Source organism: Streptomyces sp. NPDC046821 (assembly GCF_040645335.1).
In the GTDB taxonomy this organism is placed as follows: Bacteria; Actinomycetota; Actinomycetes; order Streptomycetales; family Streptomycetaceae; genus Streptomyces.
Genome location: NZ_JBEYYB010000005.1, coordinates 328793 through 351935 on the forward strand (window position 1 = coordinate 328793; position 23143 = coordinate 351935).

20 protein-coding genes are annotated in these 23143 nt (G+C 70.6%); 17 read left to right on the forward strand and 3 right to left on the reverse strand.

All coding sequences use genetic code 11. The annotated features are described in order from the left end of the window. Positions 1–65: 65 nt before the first annotated feature. Positions 66–1511 (reverse strand): cytosine permease, encoded by a 1446-nt coding sequence (locus tag ABZ893_RS12390; RefSeq protein ID WP_361400974.1) that lies wholly within the window; start codon positions 1509–1511, stop codon positions 66–68. Positions 1512–1754: 243 nt separating this feature from the next. Here ABZ893_RS12390 and ftsY point away from each other — a divergent pair, with 243 nt between their 5' ends. Then, complete coding sequence (gene ftsY / locus ABZ893_RS12395; protein WP_361400977.1) at positions 1755–2960, forward strand: signal recognition particle-docking protein FtsY; 1206 nt, start codon at positions 1755–1757, stop codon at positions 2958–2960. 106 nt (positions 2961–3066) lie between these two features. Here the strand turns inward: ftsY and ABZ893_RS12400 are convergent, their stop codons facing one another. After that, positions 3067–3744 carry a bifunctional DNA primase/polymerase gene (locus tag ABZ893_RS12400; RefSeq protein WP_361400980.1) on the reverse strand — a complete coding sequence of 226 codons (678 nt, stop codon included), beginning with the start codon at positions 3742–3744 and terminating at the stop codon, positions 3067–3069. A gap of 584 nt (positions 3745–4328) precedes the next feature. Between ABZ893_RS12400 and ABZ893_RS12405 the strand changes: the two genes are divergently transcribed. The 6 genes from ABZ893_RS12405 (at position 4329) to ftsH (ending at position 14293) form a co-directional block, all read left to right on the forward strand. Further along, positions 4329–5801, forward strand: a complete 1473-nt coding sequence (locus ABZ893_RS12405; protein WP_361400983.1) for a hypothetical protein — start codon at positions 4329–4331, stop codon at positions 5799–5801. Between the two features lie 287 nt (positions 5802–6088). After that, positions 6089–7444: an ammonium transporter gene (locus ABZ893_RS12410; RefSeq protein ID WP_361400986.1), complete on the forward strand. Its 1356-nt coding sequence runs from the start codon at positions 6089–6091 to the stop codon at positions 7442–7444. Further along, positions 7441–7779: a P-II family nitrogen regulator gene (locus ABZ893_RS12415; RefSeq protein ID WP_361400989.1), complete on the forward strand. Its 339-nt coding sequence runs from the start codon at positions 7441–7443 to the stop codon at positions 7777–7779. The genes ABZ893_RS12410 and ABZ893_RS12415 overlap by 4 nt, the downstream gene beginning before the upstream one ends. 29 nt (positions 7780–7808) lie before the next feature. Then, positions 7809–10397: a [protein-PII] uridylyltransferase gene (locus tag ABZ893_RS12420; protein WP_361400992.1), complete on the forward strand. Its 2589-nt coding sequence runs from the start codon at positions 7809–7811 to the stop codon at positions 10395–10397. 172 nt (positions 10398–10569) lie between these two features. Beyond that, positions 10570–12123: a signal recognition particle protein gene (ffh, locus tag ABZ893_RS12425; RefSeq protein WP_361400995.1), complete on the forward strand. Its 1554-nt coding sequence runs from the start codon at positions 10570–10572 to the stop codon at positions 12121–12123. 217 nt (positions 12124–12340) lie between these two features. Further along, the gene (gene ftsH, locus ABZ893_RS12430; RefSeq protein ID WP_361400998.1) at positions 12341–14293 is read left to right on the forward strand and encodes an ATP-dependent zinc metalloprotease FtsH; all 1953 of its coding nucleotides are present in this window, start codon (positions 12341–12343) and stop codon (positions 14291–14293) included. 16 nt (positions 14294–14309) lie between these two features. On the opposite strand, the gene ABZ893_RS12435 is transcribed toward ftsH, so the two are convergent. Further along, complete coding sequence (locus ABZ893_RS12435; RefSeq protein ID WP_361401000.1) at positions 14310–15140, reverse strand: SAM-dependent methyltransferase; 831 nt, start codon at positions 15138–15140, stop codon at positions 14310–14312. Between the two features lie 138 nt (positions 15141–15278). On the opposite strand from ABZ893_RS12435, the gene proS reads away from it, so the two are divergent. The 10 genes from proS (at position 15279) to lepB (ABZ893_RS12485) (ending at position 23089) form a co-directional block, all read left to right on the forward strand. Next, a complete protein-coding gene (gene proS / locus ABZ893_RS12440) occupies positions 15279–16694 on the forward strand; it encodes a proline--tRNA ligase (RefSeq protein ID WP_361401003.1) in 1416 nt (471 codons plus the stop codon). A gap of 197 nt (positions 16695–16891) precedes the next feature. Next, a complete protein-coding gene (locus ABZ893_RS12445; protein ID WP_127829944.1) occupies positions 16892–17488 on the forward strand; it encodes a hypothetical protein in 597 nt (198 codons plus the stop codon). Between the two features lie 202 nt (positions 17489–17690). Then, positions 17691–18131: a 30S ribosomal protein S16 gene (gene rpsP / locus ABZ893_RS12450; protein ID WP_361401006.1), complete on the forward strand. Its 441-nt coding sequence runs from the start codon at positions 17691–17693 to the stop codon at positions 18129–18131. A gap of 2 nt (positions 18132–18133) precedes the next feature. Further along, a complete protein-coding gene (locus tag ABZ893_RS12455) occupies positions 18134–18373 on the forward strand; it encodes an RNA-binding protein (protein WP_014176063.1) in 240 nt (79 codons plus the stop codon). Positions 18374–18473: 100 nt separating this feature from the next. Continuing rightward, complete coding sequence (rimM, locus tag ABZ893_RS12460) at positions 18474–19076, forward strand: ribosome maturation factor RimM (RefSeq protein ID WP_361401009.1); 603 nt, start codon at positions 18474–18476, stop codon at positions 19074–19076. After that, a complete protein-coding gene (gene trmD, locus ABZ893_RS12465; RefSeq protein ID WP_361401012.1) occupies positions 19076–19897 on the forward strand; it encodes a tRNA (guanosine(37)-N1)-methyltransferase TrmD in 822 nt (273 codons plus the stop codon). The genes rimM and trmD overlap by 1 nt, the downstream gene beginning before the upstream one ends. Before the next feature lie 133 nt (positions 19898–20030). Then, positions 20031–20381 carry a 50S ribosomal protein L19 gene (gene rplS, locus ABZ893_RS12470; protein WP_361401015.1) on the forward strand — a complete coding sequence of 117 codons (351 nt, stop codon included), beginning with the start codon at positions 20031–20033 and terminating at the stop codon, positions 20379–20381. A 45-nt stretch (positions 20382–20426) separates the two neighbouring features. Then, the gene (gene lepB, locus ABZ893_RS12475) at positions 20427–21125 is read left to right on the forward strand and encodes a signal peptidase I (protein WP_361401018.1); all 699 of its coding nucleotides are present in this window, start codon (positions 20427–20429) and stop codon (positions 21123–21125) included. Further along, positions 21118–22221, forward strand: coding sequence for a signal peptidase I (gene lepB / locus ABZ893_RS12480; protein WP_361401020.1), 1104 nt, complete (start codon positions 21118–21120; stop codon positions 22219–22221). The genes lepB (ABZ893_RS12475) and lepB (ABZ893_RS12480) overlap by 8 nt, the downstream gene beginning before the upstream one ends. Further along, complete coding sequence (lepB, locus tag ABZ893_RS12485) at positions 22109–23089, forward strand: signal peptidase I (protein ID WP_361401022.1); 981 nt, start codon at positions 22109–22111, stop codon at positions 23087–23089. Before lepB (ABZ893_RS12480) ends, lepB (ABZ893_RS12485) begins: the two co-directional genes overlap by 113 nt. Positions 23090–23143 lie beyond the last annotated feature (54 nt).

A 23143-nucleotide genomic window follows, 5' to 3' on the forward strand; every position in this document is an offset into this window, starting at 1 on the left:
GAAGTCCCCCTTCACCGGGCGGAGCGAATGGTCGCGGATGAAGGGGGACCGTAGCTGACGGAGCGTCAGACAGCCAGAGCCTCGGGCTCCTCTTCGGCGCCGGACGCGGGCGTCACGACCGGCGGCTTGGGCAGCGCGGCGTAGAGCAGACCCGAGATCACGACCGTGGCGACCCAGCCGAGGCCGTAGTCGCCGATCGGGTTGTTCGCCGCGAGCGGGCCCGTGAACCAGTCGGACGTGGTGAACATCAGGCCCGCGACCAGACCGACGGCCCACGCGGCGACGGCCGCCGGGCTGAAGCCGCCCTTGTACCAGTACGCGCTGGTGCGCGTGGTGTCGATCAGGGCCTTCGGGTCGTAGTACGTACGGCGCAGCATGTCCGCGCCGAAGACGCCGACCCAGGCCGAGAACGCCACCGCGAGCAGCGAGAGGAAGGCGATGAACGAGCCCATGAAACTGGTCGCGACGAGCATCAGGATGCCGCCGAACACGAGCGAGATCACGGCGTTCACCGAGACGGCCCAGTGGCGCGGGACCTTGAATCCGAGCGTCTGCGCGGTGAAGCCCGCCGAGTACATCGACATCGAGTTGATCAGCAGCATCCCGATCAGGGCGATCAGGAGGTACGGGACCGCGAGCCAGAGCGGGAGGATCTCGCCGAGGAAGGAGACCGGGTCGGCGGCCGAGGCGAGGGACGGCGTGGAGACCGCCATGACGGCGCCCATCAGAACCATCGGCAGGACGACGATGCCGGCGCCGCCCACGGAGTTCCGCACGATCGCCGCCGACGAGGCCGTGCGCGGCAGATAGCGCGTGAAGTCCGGCGACGTCGGGATCCAGCTGACGCCGCCCGCCGCGATCAGACCGATGCCGGCGAACATCATCGACATCTTGCCCGCGGGCTGCTCGAACACCCGGGACCACTGCGTATTGGCGATCAGATAGACCAGCACGAGCACCGAGAAGAGCCCGAAGAGGTACGTCGCGTACTTGTTGCACTTCTGTACGGCGTTGATCCCGAGCCCCGAGATCACGAACGTCGCGACGACGAAGAGCAGCAGCGTGACGATGACCAGGAACTTGTTGCTCTTCACGCCGAAGAGGATGTCCAGGACCGTGAGCACGGCGTACGCGCCGGTCACCGCGTTGATCGTCTCCCAGCCCCAGCGGGCGACCCAGATCAGCGACCCCGGCAGCAGGTTCCCCCGCTGCCCGAAGACCGCCCGCGACAGCGCCATGCCCGGCGCGCCACCGCGCTTGCCCGCGATACCGATCAGCCCGACGAGGCCGTACGACACGACGGGCGCGGCGATCGCCACGACGATCGACTGCCAGAAATTGAGCTTGTACTTGACGATCAGGCTCGCGCCCATCGTGAGCAGCAGCACACTGATGTTGGCCGCGACCCAGGTCGGGAACAGCTCACGGGTCTTGGCGGTGCGCTCGGCCTCGGGGACGGGCTCGATGCCCCGGGTCTCGAGTGCGCCTTCGGATTCGGCGGTCTTGCTCATGCGATGGGGTTCCGTGCCTCTCGCTCGGCGCTCTTCCCTCGGGGAACCTCGGGGAACCTCGGGGGAAGGGGGGCCGGTGGGGGTGGGGGAGGGGACGCGATGGACTCTACGCGCGTTGACGCGGCCTCTTCCATCGTACTTTAGTCCGAGTAGTTCCCTCAGGCGGCTTATGTTCTTCGGAGGAAACCACAGGCCCGCGCAAGCACCGTGTCCCGGGGGCCCATGACTGATACTGGACGAGTTATGGAAATCGTCATCCTTGCTGTAGTCATCGCCGTGGTCGTGATCGGCGCGCTCGGCGGGCTCGTGATCGGCAGCCGCCGGAAGAAGCAGCTGCCCCCGCCGCCCCCCGCCACGCCCGACATCACCGCCCCTCCGGCCGAACCGCACGTCGGCGACGAGGCCGAGACGCCGCGCGACGAACCCCGCCGCACGATCGAGGACCTCCCGCTCGACGAGGAACCGTCCGCGCCCACCGCGGTGGCGGAGCCCCCGGCTCCGGCCGCCCCCGAGATCGAGATCCCCGAGCCGACCGCGGGCCGCCTCGTGCGCCTGCGCACCCGGCTCTCCCGCTCGCAGAACGCGCTCGGCAAGGGGCTGCTCACGCTCCTCTCGCGCGAGCACCTCGACGAGGACACCTGGGAGGAGATCGAGGACACCCTGCTCACCGCCGACGTCGGCGTGCAGCCCACCCAGGAGCTCGTCGACCGGCTCCGCGAGCGCGTCAAGGTGCTCGGCACCCGCACGCCCGACGAGCTGCGCGGACTGCTGCGCGAGGAACTGCTCCAGCTCCTCGTCCCCGAGTTCGACCGCTCGGTCAACACCGACTCGCCCCTCGACACCCCCGGCATCGTGATGGTCGTCGGCGTCAACGGCACCGGTAAGACCACCACCACCGGCAAGCTCGCGCGCGTGCTCGTCGCCGACGGCAAGAACGTCGTGCTCGGCGCCGCCGACACCTTCCGCGCCGCCGCCGCCGACCAGCTGCAGACCTGGGGCGAGCGCGTCGGCGCCCGCACCGTACGCGGCCCCGAAGGCGGCGACCCCGCGTCCATCGCCTTCGACTCGGTCAAGGAAGGCATCGAGGCGGGCGCCGACGTCGTCCTCATCGACACCGCCGGCCGGCTGCACACCAAGACCGGCCTCATGGACGAGCTCGGCAAGGTCAAGCGGGTCGTCGAGAAGCACGCGCCGCTCGACGAGATCCTCCTCGTCCTCGACGCGACGACCGGGCAGAACGGCCTGGTCCAGGCCCGCGTCTTCGCCGAGGTGGTGGATATCACCGGCATCGTGCTCACCAAGCTCGACGGCACCGCCAAGGGCGGCATCGTCATCGCCGTCCAGCGCGAGCTGGGCGTGCCGGTGAAGCTGATCGGCCTCGGCGAGGGCCCCGACGACCTGGCTCCCTTCGAGCCCGAGGCGTTCGTGGACGCGCTCATCGGCGAGTAGTCGAGCTGCCGCGGCGATACGAGGAAGGACGAAGAAGCGCCCGCCCCTGACACGGTCAGGGAGCGGGCGCTCTCGTATGACGGGCTGCTCTTGTGGGTGGCTGCCGTCAGACGGTCGGGGAGCGATGGGCGACGTACGCCAGGGTTCCCAGGACGAGGCGGGCCTGCGGCGGCTCGGACGCCGCGTCGAGCGCGGGGGAGCGCAGCCACTGGACGGGGCCGAGACCGCCGCGGTCGGACGGCGGGGCGGTGATGAAGCTGCCCGGGCCGAGCGCGTGCAGGTCGAGGGAGGCGTCGTCCCAGCCCATGCGGTAGAGCAGCGAGCCGAGCTCGGCGGCGGAGCCCGGCGCGACGAAGAAGTGGGCGCGCCCCTCGGGGGTGACCGTGACCGGGCCGACGGGCAGGCCCATGCGCTCCATGCGGACGAGAGCGCGCCGGCCGGCCGCCTCGGGAACGTCGAGGATGTCGAACGCGGCGCCGACGGGCAGCATCACCGCGGCGCCGGGGAACTGGCGCCAGGAAATGGTCACCTCGTCGAGCGTCGCCCCGGCGGGCACCGTCGGCGCCTTGTCGAGGGGATGTGCGCCGGGGGCGGAGCAGTTCGCCCGGCCGCAGGAACAGGCGCCGGCCGAAGCGCGCGCGCCCGGCACCACCGCCCAGCCCCAGAGCCCGGTGAACTCGGCCACCGAAGTGCAGTCCGACGAGCGGACGGACGTGCGGCCGCGGCGGCGGACGCCTGTCCGGATGTCGAGAATCCCGCGGCTGCTGCCGATCGTGAAGCCCATGCCCCCTCCAACGGGTCCTGCGCACCGGTGGTTACGAGACGGAATCGGATCGTGACCCTCTGCTTCCGCTTCTGCTCGGCAGCTACTTCCGTAGCTGCTCGGGCTTCCGCGTCGGCTGCTGCTTCCGCTTCGGCCCCTGTCTCTGTCTCTGCTTCGACTTTGGCTTCTGCTTCGGCTTCTGCGAGGATCACCGGCCACCGGCTCGGGGCGGCTTCGTGTCGCTTAGGGGGTGGTGCACCCGGTGCCGCGCGCCCCGGCGTACACCGCTCCGCCCACTTTCTGCCGTCCTATGTCAAGTGAATCGTGTGTAGCGCCCTGCCAGTTCCCTCGAAGGGGTGGCGAATGGTGGCGTTTCAGGGTTCGCCATGGCTGGAGGGGTGATCGTAGGATTACTTTCGGTACACAAGCCCCGGAGGTATACACACTCTCGGGTATGCCGGAGGCAAGTCGGTTCCCTGTTCGAGGAGTGACAACCACCGGACGGGCGGCCGTGGTTGGCGGCATCCTGGTAGGGCTTGTGACGCACATCGCACCGCGCAACAGTGGGGTGGCGAATGAGGTGGCTTCGGGATGGGGGCGTTCCAGTGGGCGGCAGCGACGGAAGCGTGACGAACGCTGAGAAGCGCCCCAATGAGCTGCTGAGCTCTTGGTTCCTGCGCAGCGGCTGGTCGAAGGGCGAGCTCGCGCGCCAAGTGAACCGGCGCGCCCGCCAGTTGGGCGCCAACCACATCTCCACGGACACCTCGCGCGTACGCCGCTGGCTCGACGGCGAGAATCCTCGCGAGCCGATCCCGCGCATCCTGTCCGAGCTGTTCTCCGAGCGCTTCGGCTGCGTCGTCGCGGTCGAGGACCTCGGACTGCGGTCCGCGCGCCAGACGCCCTCCTCGTCCGGCGTCGACCTGCCGTGGACCGGCCCGCAGACCGTGGCCCTGATCGGCGAGTTCTCCCGCAGTGACCTGATGCTGGCGCGGCGCGGCTTCCTCGGCAGTGCCCTCGCGCTGTCCGCGGGCCCCGCGCTCATCGAGCCCATGCAGCGCTGGCTCGTCCCCACGCCCGGCACCCCGGTGGCGGAGCCCGACCCCTCGTCCCTGCGCCGGGGGAACCGGCTGTCGAAGCCGGAGCTCGACCTCCTGGAGTCCACGACGGTCATGTTCCGCCAGTGGGACGCCCAGTGCGGCGGCGGCCTGCGCCGCAAGGCCGTCGTCGGCCAGCTGCACGAGGTGACCGACCTGCTCCAGGAGCCCCAGCCGGAAGCCACCACCAAGCGCCTCTTCAAGGTCGCGGCCGAACTGGCCGAGCTGGCGGGCTGGATGAGCTACGACGTGGGCCTCCAGCCCACCGCCCAGAAGTACTTCGTCCTCGCCCTGCACGCGGCGAAGGAGGCCGGCGACAAGCCGCTCGGCTCGTACATCCTGTCCAGCATGAGCCGGCAGATGATCCACCTCGGCCGGCCGGACGACGCTCTCGAACTCATCCACCTCGCCCAGTACGGCAGCCGCGACTGCGCCAGCCCGCGCACCCAGGCCATGCTCTACGCGATGGAGGCCCGCGCGTACGCGAACATCGGGCAGCCCGGCAAGTGCAAGCGGGCCGTCCGCATGGCCGAGGAGACGTTCCACGACGCCGACGACTGGGACGAGCCGGACCCCGACTGGATCCGCTTCTTCTCCGAGGCCGAACTGCACGGCGAGAACTCCCACTCGTACCGCGACCTCGCCTATGTCGCGGGCCGCAGCCCCACGTACGCCTCGATGTCCGAGCCGCTGATGCGGCGGGCCGTGGAGCTGTTCGAGAAGGACCCCGAGCACCAGCGGTCGTACGCGCTGAACCTCATCGGGATGGCGACCGTGCATCTGCTCCAGCGTGAGCCCGAGCAGTCCACGGTGCTCGCCGAGCAGGCCATGGTCATCGCCAAGAAGGTCCGCTCCGAGCGGGTCAACACCCGGATCCGCAAGACGGTGGACACCGCCGTCCGCGACTTCGGGGACGTCGCCGAGGTCACGTACCTCACCGACCAGCTCGCCATCCACCTCCCCGAGACCGCCGAAGCGGTCTGACCCCGGTCCCCGGCCGCGGCCGGGCCCGTCCCGGACAGCCAAGACTCGGCTCCCCCATGCCAGGTCGACGGGACGGCCCGCCGCGGCCGGTTCATGCGTGAAAGCCTTCTTGGCTTTTGACCAGGCAGTTCACTGACGCGTAACACGCACGACCTCTTCGTCACTGCGGCGAAACATCGAGGGGCGTCCGCGGAAACGGCGGCGCGCGACTCTCGTGGCATCACCGGCCCGCCCCTCCCCACCGCACGGGCTTCGCCCGCCGGGGCCGCACCCACGAGGAGACGCCGATGCCCCAAGGCATCCCGATCGCCGCAGCCGCGCCCACGCTGTCCGCCGCCGACACCGGGTTCATGCTCATCTGCTCAGCCCTGGTGATGGTCATGACACCGGGACTCGCCTTCTTCTACGGAGGCATGGTCCGCGTCAAGTCCACCCTGAACATGCTGATGATGAGCTTCATCAGCCTCGGGATCGTCACAGTCCTGTGGGTTCTCTACGGCTTCTCCGCCGCCTTCGGCACCGACCACGGCAGCCTCATCGGCTGGTCCTCGCACTACGTCGGGCTCAGCGGCATCGGCCTGACCCAGCTGTGGCCCGGCTACACGATCCCGGTCTACGTCTTCGCCGTGTTCCAGCTGATGTTCGCGATCATCACGCCCGCCCTGATCAGCGGCGCGCTCGCCGACCGCGTGAAGTTCAGCGCGTGGGCGCTGTTCATCACGCTGTGGGTCACGCTCGTGTACTTCCCCGTCGCGCACTGGGTGTGGGGCACCGGCGGCTGGGCGTTCGACCTCGGCGTCATCGACTTCGCCGGCGGCACCGCGGTCCACATCAACGCGGGCGCGGCCGCGCTCGGCGTCATCCTCGTCATCGGCAAGCGCGTCGGCTTCAAGAAGGACCTGATGCGGCCGCACTCGCTGCCGCTCGTGATGCTCGGCGCCGCGCTGCTGTGGTTCGGCTGGTTCGGCTTCAACGCGGGCTCGTGGCTCGGCAACGACGACGGCGTCGGCGCGCTGATGTTCGTCAACACCCAGGTCGCCACCGCCGCCGCGATGCTCGCCTGGCTGGCCTACGAGAAGATCCGGCACGGCGCGTTCACCACGCTCGGCGCCGCCTCCGGAGCGGTCGCGGGCCTCGTCGCCATCACTCCGTCCGGCGGCTCCTGCTCACCGCTCGGCGCGATCGCCATCGGCGCGATCGCGGGACTCGTGTGCGCGATGGCCGTCGGCCTCAAGTACCGCTTCGGCTATGACGATTCGCTCGATGTCGTCGGCGTCCACCTCGTCGGCGGCATCCTCGGCTCGGTCCTCATCGGCTTCTTCGCCACCGGCGGCGGCCAGTCCGACGCCAAGGGGCTCTTCTACGGGGGCGGGCTCACCCAGCTGTGGAAGCAACTCGCAGGCGTCGGCGCGGTCTTCGCGTACTCCCTCGTCGCCTCGGCGGTCCTCGCCTTCCTGATCGACAAGGCGATGGGGATGCGAGTGAGTGAGGACGACGAGGTCTCCGGCATCGACCAGGTCGAGCACGCCGAGACCGCGTACGACTTCAGCGGTGCGGGCGGCGGCGCGGCGCTCCGCTCGGTTCAGCACGCGGCGGCCGCGTTGGCGCAGGCCTCTACGCAGAACAAGAAGGTGGACGCATGAAGCTCATCACGGCCGTCGTGAAGCCGCACCGGCTCGACGAGATCAAGGAAGCCCTCCAGGCCTTCGGCGTCCACGGCCTGACCGTCACCGAGGCCAGCGGTTACGGGCGCCAGCGCGGGCACACCGAGGTCTACCGGGGCGCCGAGTACACCGTCGACCTCGTGCCGAAGATCCGTATCGAGGTCCTGGCCGAGGACGAGGACGCCGAACAGCTCATCGAGGTCGTGGTCAAGGCGGCCAGGACCGGCAAGATCGGTGACGGCAAGGTCTGGTCCGTCCCGGTCGAGACGGCGGTCCGGGTCCGCACGGGCGAGCGCGGACCGGACGCCCTGTAAGGGGTTGCTGTGTAAGGGGTTGTTCTGCGATGACGACTGTGGACGCGCTCGCCGGTAAGCCGGACGACGACTCGGCGCCGGGCGGGTACGCGGCGGCCCGGGTGCGGCTCCTGCGAGGGGAAGCGGGTGTTTCGCCAGGACCGTCGCGCCGCGAGGCGCTTGCCGGGCTCACGGACGACTGGCTCGCGGGGCTGTTCGACGCAGGCGCCGGGGCGGGCGGGCTGACGGGTGCGTCCCTGGTCGCGGTCGGCGGTTACGGGCGTGGGGAGCTGTCCCCGCGCAGCGACCTCGACCTGCTGCTCCTGCACGACGGCTCCGCCGGGCCCGGCGCCGTGGCGACTCTCGCGGACAGCCTCTGGTACCCCGTGTGGGACCTCGGGCTCGCGCTCGACCACTCCGTCCGCACCCCGGCCGAGGCGCGCCGGACCGCGGGCGAGGACCTCAAGGCGCAGCTCGGCCTCCTCGACGCCCGGCACCTCGCGGGCGACCCCGCACTGACGGCGGGCCTGCGCACCACCGTCCTCGCCGACTGGCGCAACCAGGCACCCAAGCGCCTGCCCGAACTACGTGACCTGTGCGACGAACGGGCCGAGCGCCAGGGCGAGTTGCAGTACCTGCTCGAACCCGACCTCAAGGAGGCCAGGGGCGGGCTCAGGGACGCCACCGCGCTGCGCGCCGTCGCCGCGTCGTGGCTCGCCGACGCCCCGAGGGAAGGCCTCGCCGAGGCGCGGCGCGAGCTGCTCGACGTACGCGACGCGCTCCACCTCGCCACCGGTCGCGCCACCGACCGCCTCGCCCTCCAGGAACAGGACCAGGTCGCGGCGGAACTCGGGCTGCTCGACGCCGACGCGCTGCTGCGCCGGGTCTACGAGGCTGCGCGGACGGTGTCGTACGCGGGTGAGGTGACGTGGCGCGAGGTGGGGCGGGTGCTGAGGGCTCGGGCGGGGCGGCCTCGGTTGCGGGGGTTGTTGGGCCGGGGTGGGCTGGGGGGTGGCACACCGGGTGGGGGCAAGCTGGGTGAGGGCGGGCCGGGTGGGGGCAGGCTGGGCGGTGGCAGGCTCGCCCCCGAACGGTCGCCGCTCGCCGAAGGTGTCGTCGAGCAGGACGGAGAGGCCGTCCTCGCCCGCGCCGCCCGGCCCGAGCGGGACCCGGTGCTGCCGCTTCGCGCCGCCGCCGCTGCCGCCCAGGCCGGTCTACCGCTCTCCCCGCACGCCGTCCGCAGGCTGGCCGCCGCCGCGCGCCCGCTGCCCACCCCCTGGCCCGCCGAGGCCCGCGAGCAGCTCGTGACGCTGCTCGGCGCCGGGCGGCCCACCGTCCAGGTCTGGGAGGCGCTGGAGGCCGAGGGCCTTGTCACCCGGCTGCTGCCCGACTGGGAGCGCGTGCGGTGCAGGCCCCAGCGCAACGCCGTCCACACCTGGACCGTCGACCGGCACCTCGTCGAGACCGCCGTGCGCGCCGCCGAGCTGACCCGCCGCGTCGGCCGGCCCGACCTGCTGCTCATCGCCGCGCTCCTGCACGACATCGGCAAGGGGTGGCCCGGCGATCACTCGGTCGCCGGCGAGACCATCGCGCGCGACATGGCCGCCCGCATCGGCTTCGACCGCACGGACGTCGACGTCGTCGCCACTCTCGTACGCCATCACCTGCTGCTCATCGAGACGGCGACCCGGCGTGACCTGGACGACCCGGCGACGGTACGTGCTGTTGCCGACGCCGTCGGATCGGTGGGGACGCTGGAGCTGCTGCACGCGCTGACGGAGGCGGACGCGCTGGCCACGGGGCCGGCGGCCTGGTCGTCGTGGCGGGGGTCGCTGGTCACGGACCTGGTCAGGCGGGTGGCGGGGGTTCTCTCCGGGGAGGGTGCGGGGTGCGATTCCGATGAGGCCGAGCCCACGGCCGAGCACGAGCGGCTGGCCGTGGAGGCGTTGCGTACGGGTGGGCCGGTGCTGTCGCTGCGGGCGCAGGGCGAGGGGGCGGGGGCGGGGGAGCGGGACGGCGCGAGCGGTACCGGAGGCGCGGGGGAGCGGGACGGGGCCGACCCCGAGCCCCTCGGCGTAGAACTCCTCATCGCCGTCCCCGACCGCCCCGGCGTCCTCCCCGCCGCCTCCGGAGTCCTCGCCCTGCACCGCCTCACCGTCCGCACAGCCGAGCTCCGCACCCTCGACCCACCCGCTCCCCAGGCACCGGGCTCGGTCCTGCTCCTCGACTGGCGCGTCGCCGCCGAGTACGGCTCCCTGCCCCAGGCCACACGCCTGCGCGCCGACCTCGTACGCGCCCTGGACGGCACCCTCGACATCGCAGGGCGGCTCGCCGAACGCGACGCCGCCTATCCCCGCCGACGCGGCACCGCAGCCCCGCCGCCCCGGGTCACCGTCGCCCCCGCCGCCTCCCGGCACGCGACCGTGATCGAGGTACGGGCGCAGGACGCCCCGGGCTTGCTGCACCGGATCGGCCGAGCCCTTGAGACGGCGGAGGTACGGGTGCGGTCCGCACATGTGTCCACGCTCGGGGCGAACGCCGTGGACGCGTTCTATGTCACGGGGGCCGACGGCACCCCGCTCCCCGAGCCGGACGCGGCCTCGGTCGCGCGGGCCCTGGAAGCGGCGCTACGGGAGTGAGCGCGGGCCGGCGGCGACCTCCGTCCCGCGGCGGAGCGCTTCGTGCGAATCGGCCCCCGCCTCCGTACCGGAGCGCTTCGTGCGAATGGGGTGGAGACCCCACTGGACACCTCCGGATACCCTGGAGGACGACCTGTCCGCCCGCCCATCAACCCGAGGATTCGCGACCGCCGTGTTCGACACTCTTTCCGACCGCCTCGCAGCGACATTCAAGAACCTCCGCGGCAAGGGGCGCCTCAGCGAGGCGGACATCGACGCCACGGCGCGTGAGATCCGTATCGCCCTGCTCGAAGCGGACGTGGCCCTGCCCGTCGTCCGCGCCTTCATCAAGCAGATCAAGGAGCGTGCGGCCGGCGCGGAGGTCTCCCAGGCGCTGAACCCCGCCCAGCAGGTCATCAAGATCGTCAACGAGGAGCTCATCGGCATCCTCGGCGGCGAGACGCGGCGCCTGCGGTTCTCCAAGAACCCGCCCTCCGTGATCATGCTCGCGGGTCTCCAGGGCGCCGGTAAGACGACCCTCGCCGGAAAGCTCGGCCACTGGCTGAAGGGGCAGGGCCACGCGCCGCTGCTCGTCGCCTGTGACCTCCAGCGCCCGAACGCGGTGAACCAGCTGAGCGTCGTCGCCGAGCGCGCCGGCGTCGGCATCTACGCCCCGGAGCCGGGCAACGGCGTGGGCGACCCGGTCCAGGTCGCCAAGGACTCCGTCGAGTTCGCCCGGCAGAAGCAGTACGACGTCGTCATCGTCGACACCGCCGGCCGCCTGGGTATCGACCAGGAGCTGATGCAGCAGGCCGCGGACATCCGCGACGCCGTCTCGCCCGACGAGGTCCTCTTCGTCGTCGACGCCATGATCGGTCAGGACGCGGTCAACACGGCCGAGGCCTTCCGGGACGGCGTCGGCTTCGACGGCGTGGTCCTCTCCAAGCTCGACGGTGACGCCCGCGGTGGTGCCGCCCTGTCGATCGCGCACGTCACCGGCCGCCAGGTGATGTTCGCGTCGAACGGCGAGAAGCTGGACGACTTCGACGCGTTCCACCCGGACCGCATGGCGTCCCGCATCCTCGGCATGGGCGACATGCTCACGCTGATCGAGAAGGCCGAGCAGACCTTCTCGCAGCAGGAGGCCGAGAAGATGGCCTCCAAGCTGGCCTCCAAGAAGGGCCAGGACTTCACGCTCGACGACTTCCTGGCCCAGATGGAGCAGGTCAGGAAGATGGGTTCCATCTCCAAGCTGCTCGGGATGCTGCCCGGCATGGCGCAGATGAAGGACCAGATCAACAACCTCGACGAGCGTGACGTCGACCGCACGGCCGCCATCATCAAGTCGATGACCCCGGCCGAGCGCGCCGACGCCACGATCATCAACGGCTCGCGCCGCGCCCGTATCGCCCGTGGTTCCGGTGTCGAGGTCAGCGCCGTCAAGAACCTCGTCGAGCGGTTCATGGAAGCCCGCAAGATGATGTCCCGCATGGCGCAGGGCGGCGGGATGCCGGGGATGCCCGGGATGCCGGGCATGGGCGGCGGTCCCGGCCGGCAGAAGAAGAAGCAGAAGGTGGCCAAGGGCAAGCAGCGCTCCGGCAACCCGATGAAGCGCAAGCAGCAGGAGCAGGAGGAGGCCGCGCGCCGCGAGGCCGCCGAGCAGGGCGGCAACGCGTTCGGGCTGCCCGCCGCGGACCAGGGCAAGGACTTCGAGCTGCCCGACGAGTTCAAGAAGTTCATGGGCTGACGGGTCACTCCGTAGACGCGTGACCGGCCACTCCGGAGGCCGATGTAAGGGGCGCTCGCCATTGCGGGCGCCCCTTACGTATGCCCCTCCGGCCAGGCCGCCCGTGTCTTCCCGCCAGGCCGCCCGTGCCTCCCCGGCAAGGTTGCTCCCCGACTGGCAGCGCTCCGCGATCTGTGCGGTCATGGGCGGGAGGCGTGACGGCAGGAGGAGAGCAGGCGTGGCCAACCCCGTACCCCCGCGCGACCGGACAGATCAGCCCTGGCGCTCCGAAGGGGCCCCGCCTCCGTCACCCCCGAAGCCGCCCAGGCGGAGGATCCCCGGAGGCTGGGGCAGCCTCGTCCTCACCGCGGTCGTCGTCTTCCTCATCGCCGACCTCGTCCTGTCGCTCCTCAACAGGGGCAACGAGCCGACGATCTCGTACACCGAGTTCAGCAAGCAGGTCGCGGCCAACAACATCTCCAAGATCTACTCCAAGGGCGACGCGATCCAGGGGCAGCTCAAGAAGGAGCAGCCCACGCCCTCGGGCAGCGGAAGCGGCAGTCACCACTACACGAAGTTCCGGACCCAGCGCCCGTCCTTCGCGGGCGACAACCTCTGGGCGAACCTGGAGAAGCACAACGTCACCGTGACGGCCGAACCGGTCGTCAAGGAACGCAGCTTCCTCGTCAACCTCCTCCTGTCGCTCGCCCCGATGGCCGTGCTCGTCTTCGTGTGGATCTTCATCGCGCGCCGGCTGCGGCAGGGAGGCATGGGCGGTGGCCTGGGCGGCGGAATGCTCGGGCGCAAACAGCCACCGAAGCCGGTCGAGCTGCAGCCCGGCATCAGACGCACCACGTTCGCGGACGTCGCCGGCATCGACGAGGTCGCCGGCGAGCTGAACGACGTCGTCGACTTCCTCAAGAACCCCGACGCCTACCGCGCGATGGGCGCGAAGATGCCGCGCGGCGTCCTCCTGTCGGGCCCGCCCGGCACCGGCAAGACGCTGTTGGCTCGCGCCGTCGCGGGCGAGGCCGGCGTCCCGTTCTTCTCCGCGTCCGCCTCCGAGTTCATCGAGATGATCGTCGGAGTCGGCGCCTCGCGCGTACGCGAACTCTTCGCCGAGGCCCGCAAGGTGGCCCCCTCGATCATCTTCATCGACGAGATCGACACCATCGGCCGGGCCCGCGGCGGCGGGGCCAGCATGGGGGGCCACGACGAGCGCGAGCAGACCCTCAACCAGATCCTCACCGAGATGGACGGTTTCTCCGGCTCCGAGGGCGTCATCGTCATCGCCGCCACCAACCGCGCGGACGTCCTCGACCCTGCCCTCACCCGCCCCGGCCGCTTCGACCGCGTCGTCACCGTCAGCCCGCCCGACCGCGGCGGCCGCGAGGCCATCCTCAAGATCCACACCCGGGAGATCCCGCTCGCCGCCGACGTGGACCTGACCCAGGTCGCCCGTACGACACCGGGCATGACCGGCGCCGAACTCGCCAACCTCACCAACGAGGCGGCCCTCATCGCCGTCAAGCGGCAGCAGAAGACCGTCACCCAGTCCGACCTCTCCCAGGCCCTGGAGAAGGTCCAGCTGGGCGCCGAACGGCCCCTCGTCATGCCCGACGAGGAACGCCACCGCACCGCGTACCACGAGAGCGGCCACGCCCTCCTCGGAATGCTCCAGCCCGGCGCCGACCCCGTCCGCAAGATCACCATCGTGCCGCGCGGCCGCGCCCTCGGCGTCACCCTCTCCACCCCCGAGGTCGACCGTTACGCCTACACGGAGGAGTACCTGCGCGGCCGCATCATCGGCGCGCTCGGCGGCATGGCGGCCGAACACGTCGTCTACGGAGTGGTCACCACGGGCGCCGAGAACGACCTGGAACAGGTCACGAACATCGCGCGCGGCATGGTCGCCCGCTGGGGCATGAGCGACCGCATCGGCCGCCTCTCCGCCCTCCCGAGCGACGCCCAGCAGGCCTACGGCCTCGCCGCCGCCCCGCACACCCTCGACTCCATCGACCAGGAGATGCGCCGCATCGTCGACGAGTGCTACGAGGAGGCCTGCGCCAAACTCCGTGAGCACCGCGGCCAATTGGACGCTCTGGCCACCGCGCTCATGGAGAGCGAGACCCTGGACGAGGCGGAGGCCTACCGCGTCGCCGGCATCACCCGCCTCACGAAGGACCAGTAAGGACCAGTAACGGGCGTCACGGCACGCGCGCGATCACGTACCGGAAGACGTTCGGCATCCACACCGTCCCGTCCCGCCGCTCATACGGATGCAGCGCCTCCGTCAGCTCCTTCTCGACCTGCGACAGGTCCGTCGCGCGGATCGCCGCATCGAAGAGCCCCGTCGACAGCAGCCCCCGCACCGCGCTCTCCAGATCCGCGTAACCGAACGGGCAGGCCACCCGGCCCGAGCCGTCCGGCGTGAGACCGGCCCGGTGCGTGACCTCCTCCAGGTCGTCACGCAGCGCCGGCCGCCAACTGCCCGCGCCGCGCAGCGGATCCGCGAGCCTCGCCGCGACCCGCAGGACCGACGCCGTCGCACAACGCTCCGGCGGCCCCCACCCGGCGAGCACCACGGCAGCACCCCGCGCGGCGAACGGCGAAGCCGCCTCAAGCAGCGCGCCGAGCCCTTCGGAGTCACCCGCCGTACAGCCGATCGGCTGGAACGCGGTGACCACGTTGTACGGCGGGTCGTCCGGAATCGCCGCTCCGACCAGTCGTGCCCGCGTCCCCGATGGCCCGCCGGGAAGGCCCTCGCCGTGCAGGCGCTCCCTCGCCAGCGCGAGCCGTTCCGGTGCGACCGTCTCGACGCCCGTGACCTCCGCGCCGCGCGCCGCCGCCATCAACAGGGCAAGCCCCGAACCGCAGCCGAGGCCGAGCAGCCGGGTGCCGGCCGCGCCACCGACCGCCAGCCGTTCGTAGACCGCTTCGTAGAGCGGCACCAGCATCCGTTCCTGAATCTCCGCCCAGTCACGCGCGCGTGCGCGCGGGTCCACACCGGGCACGCTCTCCGCGAGCGCAGGTGTCATCGAAATTGCCCCAATCCGCCGGGAGTCACTGCCAGAGAACTCCCCATCCGCCGACGCGTCCAGGGGTCGTTCGCGAGGCCGCGCGGACTGGCAAAAATGAGTGCGGATCGGGCGCGATCCCGCCGTAGGCTGCGCGCCATGGCCAAGACACCCGTCCTCACGCCCCGGGCCGAGGACTTTCCGCGCTGGTACCAGGACATCGTCAACAAGGCCGAGCTGGCCGACAACGGTCCGGTGCGCGGCACCATGGTCATCCGACCGTACGGCTACGGCCTGTGGGAGCGGATGCAGCAGGACATGGACGCCCGGATCAAGGAGACGGGCACCCAGAACGCGTACTTCCCGCTGCTGATCCCGCAGTCGCACCTCCACAAGGAGGCCGAGCACGTCGAGGGGTTCGCCCCCGAGCTGGCCGTGGTCACGCACGGCGGCGGCAAGGAGCTCGAGGAGCCCGCCGTCGTCCGCCCCACCTCCGAGATGATCGTCAACGAGTACTTCGCGAAGTGGGTGCAGAGCTACCGTGACCTGCCCCTCCTGATCAACCAGTGGGCGAACGTCGTGCGCTGGGAGCTGCGGCCCCGCCTCTTCCTGCGGACCACGGAGTTCCTCTGGCAGGAGGGCCACACCGCCCACGCCACGTACGAGGAGGCCCGCGACTTCGCGGCCCGCGTGCACCGGCACGTGTACGCGGACTTCATGGAGAACGTCCTCGCCATGGACGTCGTCCTCGGCCGCAAGACGCCGAGGGAGCGCTTCGCCGGGGCGATCAACACGCTCACGCTCGAAGGGATGATGGGCGACGGCAAGGCCCTCCAGCTGGGCACCAGCCATGAACTCGGCCAGAACTTCGCGCGGGCCTTCCACACCCAGTACCTGTCGAAGGAGGGCAAGCAGGAGCTGGTCTGGCAGACGTCCTGGGGCTCCACGACCCGCATGATCGGCGCCCTCGTGATGATGCACGGCGACGACGACGGCCTGCGCGTCCCGCCCCGGCTCGCGCCCACCCAGGTCGTGGTCCTCGCCATCAAGGGCGACGAGGCCGTGCTTGCCAAGGTCCGCGAGATCGGCGACACACTCCGGGCGGCCGGCCTCCGGGTCCACGTCGACGACCGCACCGACACCCCGTTCGGCCGCCGCGCCGTCGACTGGGAACTCAAGGGCGTGCCCGTACGCGTCGAGATCGGCCCGCGCGACCTGGAGAACGGCACCGCGATGGTGGCCCGCCGCATCCCCGGCGGCAAGGAACCCGTCGCCGTCGACAGGCTCGCGGCCCTCCTGCCCGCCGCCCTGGAGGAGGACCAGGCACTGCTCCTGAAGCAGGCCCGTGAGCGGCGCGAATCCCGTACGGCCGAGGTGAGGACGGTCGACGAGGCCGTCGAGGCCGCCACCGCCGGAGGCTGGGCGCGCATCCCGTGGGCCACCCTCGGCGCGGAAGGCGAGGCCGCGCTCGCCGAGCACTCCGTCTCCGTACGCTGTCTGGTCACCGAGGACGGGGCGGTGCCGGACGCGGACGACGCGGAAGGTAACGTCGCGGTCGTGGCACGCGCGTACTGAGCCCGCCGCACCTCCTGGACTACGCGCCGGGGCGTACGTACACCTACGCACCACCTTGGTGTGAGCTGTGAGGCTTCTCCGCAGATCAGCGCACCCGCCCTCGTCAGGACGCATCAGCGGCAACTGACGGGTACGTGCAAATTATTTGGGATGGCCCGGAATAGGAACACAGAGGCATCCCGGCTCGTTGTCACGACGTGAGCACGACACCACCTGTTCTCGCCGCAGAGCTGGCACAGGCGTGGGCCGACATTCAGCGGCACCACCCCGAGCTGCCGGATCTTGCCGCGCCCGAATCCCTGATCGGAGAGTCGTCGTCCGCCTGCGGACACGAGCTCTCCTTCGAACGACTCCTCCATGAGGCAGTCCATGGCATCGCCGCCGCCCGAGGAGTGCGTGACACCTCCCGCGCCGGCAGGTACCACAACCGCAGATTCCTCGCCATCGCCGAGGAGCTGGGCCTGGACCACCCCGAAGAGCCGCACCCCAGCAGCGGCTTCTCGCTGGTCACGCTCAACCCCGAGGCGAAGCAGCGTTACCGGCAGACGATCGAGCGGCTCAAAGGCGCCCTCAAGGCGCACACCGCGGCCACGGCCGCGGACACCAAGCGCAGCTTCCGTGGTCCGGCCGCGCGGCACGGCTCCTCCGGAGGCGGCGTCCGCGTCAAGGCGGTCTGCGACTGCGGGCGCAATGTGCGCGTGGTGCCCTCGGTCCTCGCCCAGGCGCCCATCGTGTGCGGCGGCTGCGGCAAGCCGTTCCGTATCCCGGAAGCCGTCGGCGCCGGCGTCGGGTGAGTGGGTCCGGGACCCGCTGTGAGGTGGCCGGACCCCGTTCGGCCGCCCCGGCGACGTATGGCACAATGAGCAGCTGTACTCGACAGCCGCACAGGAACCCTCTCGCCTCCGGCTGACGCGTCCATCGGGCACTCCGAGTACCGCAACCCCACGTGGCATCCCGTTGTGCCCAACCACGTCAAGACCAGGAGACACCACTCCAGTGGCAGTCAAGATCAAGCTGAAGCGTCTGGGCAAGATCCGTTCGCCTCACTACCGCATCGTCGTCGCCGACTCCCGTACCCGCCGTGACGGCCGGGCCATCGAGGAGATCGGCCTGTACCACCCGGTGCAGAACCCCTCGCGCATCGAGGTCAACTCGGAGCGTGCCCAGTACTGGCTGTCCGTCGGCGCCCAGCCGACCGAGCCGGTCATGGCCATCCTGAAGCTCACGGGTGACTGGCAGAAGCACAAGGGCCTGCCGGCCCCCGCGCCGCTGCTCGTCGCGGAGCCCAAGGACAAGCGCGCCGCGTTCGAGGCCTTCACCAAGGGCCTCGAGGGCGACGACAGCAAGGGCGAGGCCATCACCCCGAAGGCCAAGAAGGCTGACAAGAAGGCGGACGAGGCCCCGGCGGCCGAGTCCACCGAGTCCACCGAGGCCTGAGCATGCTCGAGGAGGCTCTTGAGCACCTCGTGAAGGGCATCGTCGACAACCCCGACGATGTGCAGGTCGCCTCGCGCAACCTGCGCCGTGGGCGCGTTCTCGAGGTCCGGGTCCACCCCGACGACCTCGGCAAGGTGATCGGCCGTAACGGCCGCACCGCGCGCGCCCTGCGTACCGTCGTGGGCGCCATCGGCGGCCGCGGTGTCCGCGTCGACCTCGTCGACGTGGACCAGGTTCGCTGAGCCGGACCTTTGGTTCGGCGATAGATGAAGCACCGGCACGGGCCGGGGAGGGCCTCAGGCCCTCCCCGGCCCGTGGCCGTATGACAGGAGAGTTGTTGACGTGCAGCTGGTAGTCGCGCGCATCGGCCGCGCCCACGGCATCAAGGGCGAGGTCACCGTCGAGGTACGCACCGACGAGCCCGAGCTGCGGCTCGGCCCCGGTGCCGTGCTCGCCACCGACCCCGCCTCCACGGGGCCGCTGACGATCGAGACCGGCCGCGTGCACAGCGGCCGCCTCCTGCTGCGCTTCGAGGGCGTACGCGACCGTACGGCCGCCGAGGCGCTGCGCAACACGATCCTCATCGCCGAGGTCGACCCGGACGAACTCCCCGAGGACGAGGACGAGTTCTACGACCACCAGCTGATGGACCTGGACGTGGTCACCACGGACGGCGTCGAGGTCGGCCGGATCACCGAGATCTCGCACCTGCCCTCGCAGGACCTGTTCATCGTCGAGCGCCCCGACGGCAGCGAGGTCATGATCCCCTTCGTCGAGGAGATCGTCACCGAGATCGACCTGGAGGAGCAGCGGGCGATCATCGACCCGCCCCCCGGCCTCATCGACGACCGCGCCGAGATCGTCTCCACCCGCGACGACGGCCCCGCCGAGAACGGCGAGGCGGACGACGGCAAGGCGGAAAACGGCAAGGCGGGCGACTCCTGATGCGCCTCGACGTCGTCACGATCTTCCCCGAGTACCTCGACCCGCTGAACGTCTCCCTCGTCGGCAAGGCCCGCGCGCGCGGGCAGCTCGACGTACGCGTGCACGACCTCAGGGACTGGACGTACGACCGGCACAACACGGTCGACGACACCCCGTACGGCGGCGGGCCCGGCATGGTCATGAAGACCGGGCCCTGGGGCGACGCACTCGACGACGTGCTCGCCGACGGCTACGAGGACGGGTCGCACGGCCCTGCCCTCGTCGTCCCCACGCCCAGCGGCCGCCCCTTCACCCAGGAACTCGCCGTCGAGCTCTCCGAGCGCCCCTGGCTGGTCTTCACGCCCGCGCGCTACGAGGGCATCGACCGCCGTGTCATGGACGAGTACGCGACCCGGATGCCGGTCTACGAGGTGTCCATCGGCGACTACGTGCTCGCCGGCGGGGAGGCCGCCGTCCTCGTCATCACGGAGGCCGTCGCCCGGCTGCTGCCCGGCGTCCTCGGCAACGCCGAGTCCCACCGGGACGACTCGTTCGCGCCCGGCGCCATGGCCAACCTCCTCGAGGGACCCGTCTACACCAAGCCCCCCGAGTGGCGCGGCCAGGGCATCCCCGAGGTGCTCCTCAGCGGCCACCACGGCAAGATCGCGCGCTGGCGCAGGGACGAGGCGCTGCGGCGCACCACCCGCAACCGGCCCGACCTCGTGGAGCGCTGCGATCCCTCGGCCTTCGACAAGAAGGACCGCGAGATGCTCTCCATCCTGGGCTGGCGGCCCGGCCCCGACGGCCGATTTGGGCGAGACCCGCAAGCCGTGGAAGAATAAGCCGCTGCTGTACGTCCAGCGTGCGCCCCTGCCACAGGGGGAATGACGCCCGCCCGACGCGATCAGCTACCGAATCCTCATTTCGAACATTCCCGCCGATGACCTGTGGCATCGGTGAAGAAAGCAGACGATCATGTCTCACGTGCTCGACTCCGTCGACTCCGCGTCGCTGCGCAGCGACATCCCGGCCTTCCGCCCGGGTGACACCGTCAACGTCCACGTCCGCGTCATCGAGGGCAACCGCTCCCGTGTGCAGCAGTTCAAGGGCGTAGTCATCCGCCGTCAGGGCTCCGGTGTCCGCGAGACCTTCACGGTCCGCAAGGTCTCCTTCTCCGTCGGCGTCGAGCGCACCTTCCCGGTGAACAGCCCGATCTTCGAGAAGATCGAGCTCGTCAGCCGCGGTGACGTCCGTCGCGCCAAGCTCTACTACCTCCGTGAGCTGCGCGGCAAGGCTGCGAAGATCAAGGAGAAGCGCGACAACTGAGCTCGCGCACGGGGTCACAGGCAGGCCGGATAGCATCTGGCCTCGATGGACACCCAAGCACAGCCGACGGAACGCGACCGCGCCTCCGACCCCTCCGTACACGAGGGGGAGGAGGAGCGGTCGCGTTTCGCGTTCCTGTCGGACGTCGTGTCCTTGCTGCCGGGCGGCCGGCTGACGCTGTCGGCGCTCCTGTGCCTCGTTCTGCTGCTCCTCGTGAGCGTCTTCGTGATGCAGCCCTTCCAGATCCCCAGCGGCTCCATGGAGCCCGCTCTGCGGGCCGGTGACCGCGTTCTCGTCGACAAGCTGGCGTACCGTTTCGGTGCCCGGCCGCAGCGGGGCGACGTCGTGGTCTTCGACGGAACCGACTACTTCGGAGACGCCGACTACATCAAGCGGGTCGTGGGCGTGGGCGGAGACCATGTGGTCTGCTGCGACAGCAGGGGGAGGATCGCGGTGAACGGCGAACCGGTCGACGAACAGGCCTTCCTGTACCCGGGGAATGCCCCCTCGACGGTCCGCTTCGACCTCGTCGTCCCTGACGGAACGCTTTTTCTCCTCGGTGACCACCGAGGCGACTCCCGCGACTCACGTGACTACCTGGGCGCGCCCGGCGGCGGCATGATCCCCGTGGACGCCGTCATCGGCAAGGCCCGCTGGATCGCCTGGCCGACGTCTCACTGGGGCTCCCTGTCGCGAAACGACGTCTACGCGCGTGTGCCCGCGCCTGGCGGTGCCCATGGGTAAGCGCGGCCGCGCCCCCGTCGGCGACACGGGCGGGCCGTCGGGGAGGCGTCGCGCGGGCGCTGACACGGGTTCTACGGGGGCGCGCGGTGATGAGCCCGCGCTTCCTGGGCGTGCGGCGCGCCGCAAACTGGCACGCAAGGTCAAGCGGCGCCGACAGCGTTCCGCGCTCAAGGAGATCCCGCTCCTCATAGGCGTGGCACTGCTCATCGCCCTCGTCCTGAAGACGTTCCTCGTCCAGGCCTTCGTGATCCCGTCGGGCTCCATGGAGCAGACGATCCGGATCGGCGACCGGGTCCTCGTCGACAAGTTCACCCCGTGGTTCGGCGCGAAGCCGCACCGCGGCGACGTCGTCGTCTTCAAGGACCCCGGCGGGTGGCTCGAACAGGAACAGGCTCCCAAGAAGGAGTCCCCTGTCGTCATCAAGCAGGTGAAGGAAGGTCTCACCTGGATCGGCCTGCTGCCGTCGGACGACGAGAAGGACCTGATCAAACGCGTCATCGCGGTCGGCGGCGACACCGTCAAGTGTTGTGACAAGCAGGGCCACGTAATGGTCAACGGAAAGCCTCTCGACGAGCCGTACATCAATCCCGGCGACGTGCCCTCCGAGTCGAAATTCGACATCAAGGTGCCCGAGGGGCGGCTGTTCGTCCTGGGCGACCACCGCTCGAACTCGGCCGACTCCCGTTTCCACACGTCCATGGGCTTCGGGGGAACCGTCCCGGAGGAAACCGTCGTGGGCCGGGCCCGCGTGATCGCCTGGCCCATCGGTCACTGGCGCACCCTGGGGGAGCCGGACACGTTCGCTTCGGTCCCCGACCCGAGGAGTGGGGCGGCCGCGGCAAGGGCACCGTCGCATAGGCTGGCCTCCGCGGATCTCAACGGATTGATCCCTTTCCCGAGCCCTGCGGAACTCCCGCTCGTTATGGGAGTGGTGGGCCTGCATCGCGTATGGGACAGGCGGCGGCACGGAGTGAGGAGTGGATGTGGGGGACTTGGCGGTCGGAGCACGGTCGGGGCACGGGCCCGACGAGCAGCCCGGACCATCCGACGACGGAGCGGGGCAGGCCGTGACGGGCGCCGTGAACCTCGAGAGTGACGACATGGACGGTGACGGACACGGCGGCGGTTCGGGCGGTGGCCCGAGCGGCGGCAGCAGGACAGGCGGGCGGGCTCCCAAGAAGCCCCGCTCCTTCTGGAAGGAGCTTCCGCTCCTCGTCGTCATCGCGCTGGTCCTGGCGCTGGTGATCAAGACGTTCCTGGTGCAGGCGTTCTCGATCCCGTCGGCGTCGATGGAGAACACGCTGCAGATCGGCGACCGTGTGCTCGTCGACAAGCTGACCCCGTGGTTCGGCTCCGAGCCGTCGCGCGGCGAGGTCATCGTCTTCCACGACCCTGACGGCTGGCTCAGGGACGAGCCGACCCCGCAGCCGAACCCGGTGCAGCGCGTCCTCGGCTGGATCGGCCTCATGCCGTCCACGAACGAGAAGGACCTGATCAAGCGGGTCATCGGTGTCGGCGGCGACACCATCGAGTGCAACGGCACGGGCCCGCTCGAGGTCAACGGCAAGGCACTGAACGAGCCCTACGTCTTCGCCGGGAACACCCCGTGCACCGACGACAACATGGGCGGCAAGTTCAAGGTGACCGTCCCCATCGGCAAACTCTGGGTCATGGGTGACCACCGGCAGGACTCCATGGACTCCCGGTACCACCAGCAGGACCGCAACCAGGGCTTCGTCCCCGTGGACAACGTCGTGGGACGCGCGATCGTGGTCGCGTGGCCGCCCACTCACTGGACGACGCTTCCGATTCCGGACACGTTCGACCAGCCGGGAATCAAGGCCGCCATGGGCGCGGCCCCGGGCGCGCTCGGGCTCGCGGGCGCCGCTCCGCTCGTGCTCTGGCGCAGGCGTCGCCTTACCCAGGGGAACACCCGGGTTTCTGAGGCGAGTACCGCCGGGTAGGGTGCCGTCCCAGATCGCCGATCTTCTACGGCGAATCTCCGAGGCGGGGAGCAA

Coding starts and splice junctions, on each gene's coding strand:
- lepB (WP_361401020.1), top strand. CDS start 21,118: ATGGGTAAGCGCGGCCGCGCCCCCGTCGGCGACACGGGCGGGCCGTCG.
- ABZ893_RS12435 (WP_361401000.1), bottom strand. CDS start 15,140: ATGACACCTGCGCTCGCGGAGAGCGTGCCCGGTGTGGACCCGCGCGCA.
- ABZ893_RS12390 (WP_361400974.1), bottom strand. CDS start 1,511: ATGAGCAAGACCGCCGAATCCGAAGGCGCACTCGAGACCCGGGGCATC.
- ABZ893_RS12420 (WP_361400992.1), top strand. CDS start 7,809: ATGACGACTGTGGACGCGCTCGCCGGTAAGCCGGACGACGACTCGGCG.
- trmD (WP_361401012.1), top strand. CDS start 19,076: ATGCGCCTCGACGTCGTCACGATCTTCCCCGAGTACCTCGACCCGCTG.
- lepB (WP_361401018.1), top strand. CDS start 20,427: ATGGACACCCAAGCACAGCCGACGGAACGCGACCGCGCCTCCGACCCC.
- ABZ893_RS12400 (WP_361400980.1), bottom strand. CDS start 3,744: ATGGGCTTCACGATCGGCAGCAGCCGCGGGATTCTCGACATCCGGACA.
- rplS (WP_361401015.1), top strand. CDS start 20,031: ATGTCTCACGTGCTCGACTCCGTCGACTCCGCGTCGCTGCGCAGCGAC.
- ABZ893_RS12410 (WP_361400986.1), top strand. CDS start 6,089: ATGCCCCAAGGCATCCCGATCGCCGCAGCCGCGCCCACGCTGTCCGCC.
- ABZ893_RS12415 (WP_361400989.1), top strand. CDS start 7,441: ATGAAGCTCATCACGGCCGTCGTGAAGCCGCACCGGCTCGACGAGATC.
- ABZ893_RS12455 (WP_014176063.1), top strand. CDS start 18,134: ATGCTCGAGGAGGCTCTTGAGCACCTCGTGAAGGGCATCGTCGACAAC.
- proS (WP_361401003.1), top strand. CDS start 15,279: ATGGCCAAGACACCCGTCCTCACGCCCCGGGCCGAGGACTTTCCGCGC.
- ftsY (WP_361400977.1), top strand. CDS start 1,755: ATGGAAATCGTCATCCTTGCTGTAGTCATCGCCGTGGTCGTGATCGGC.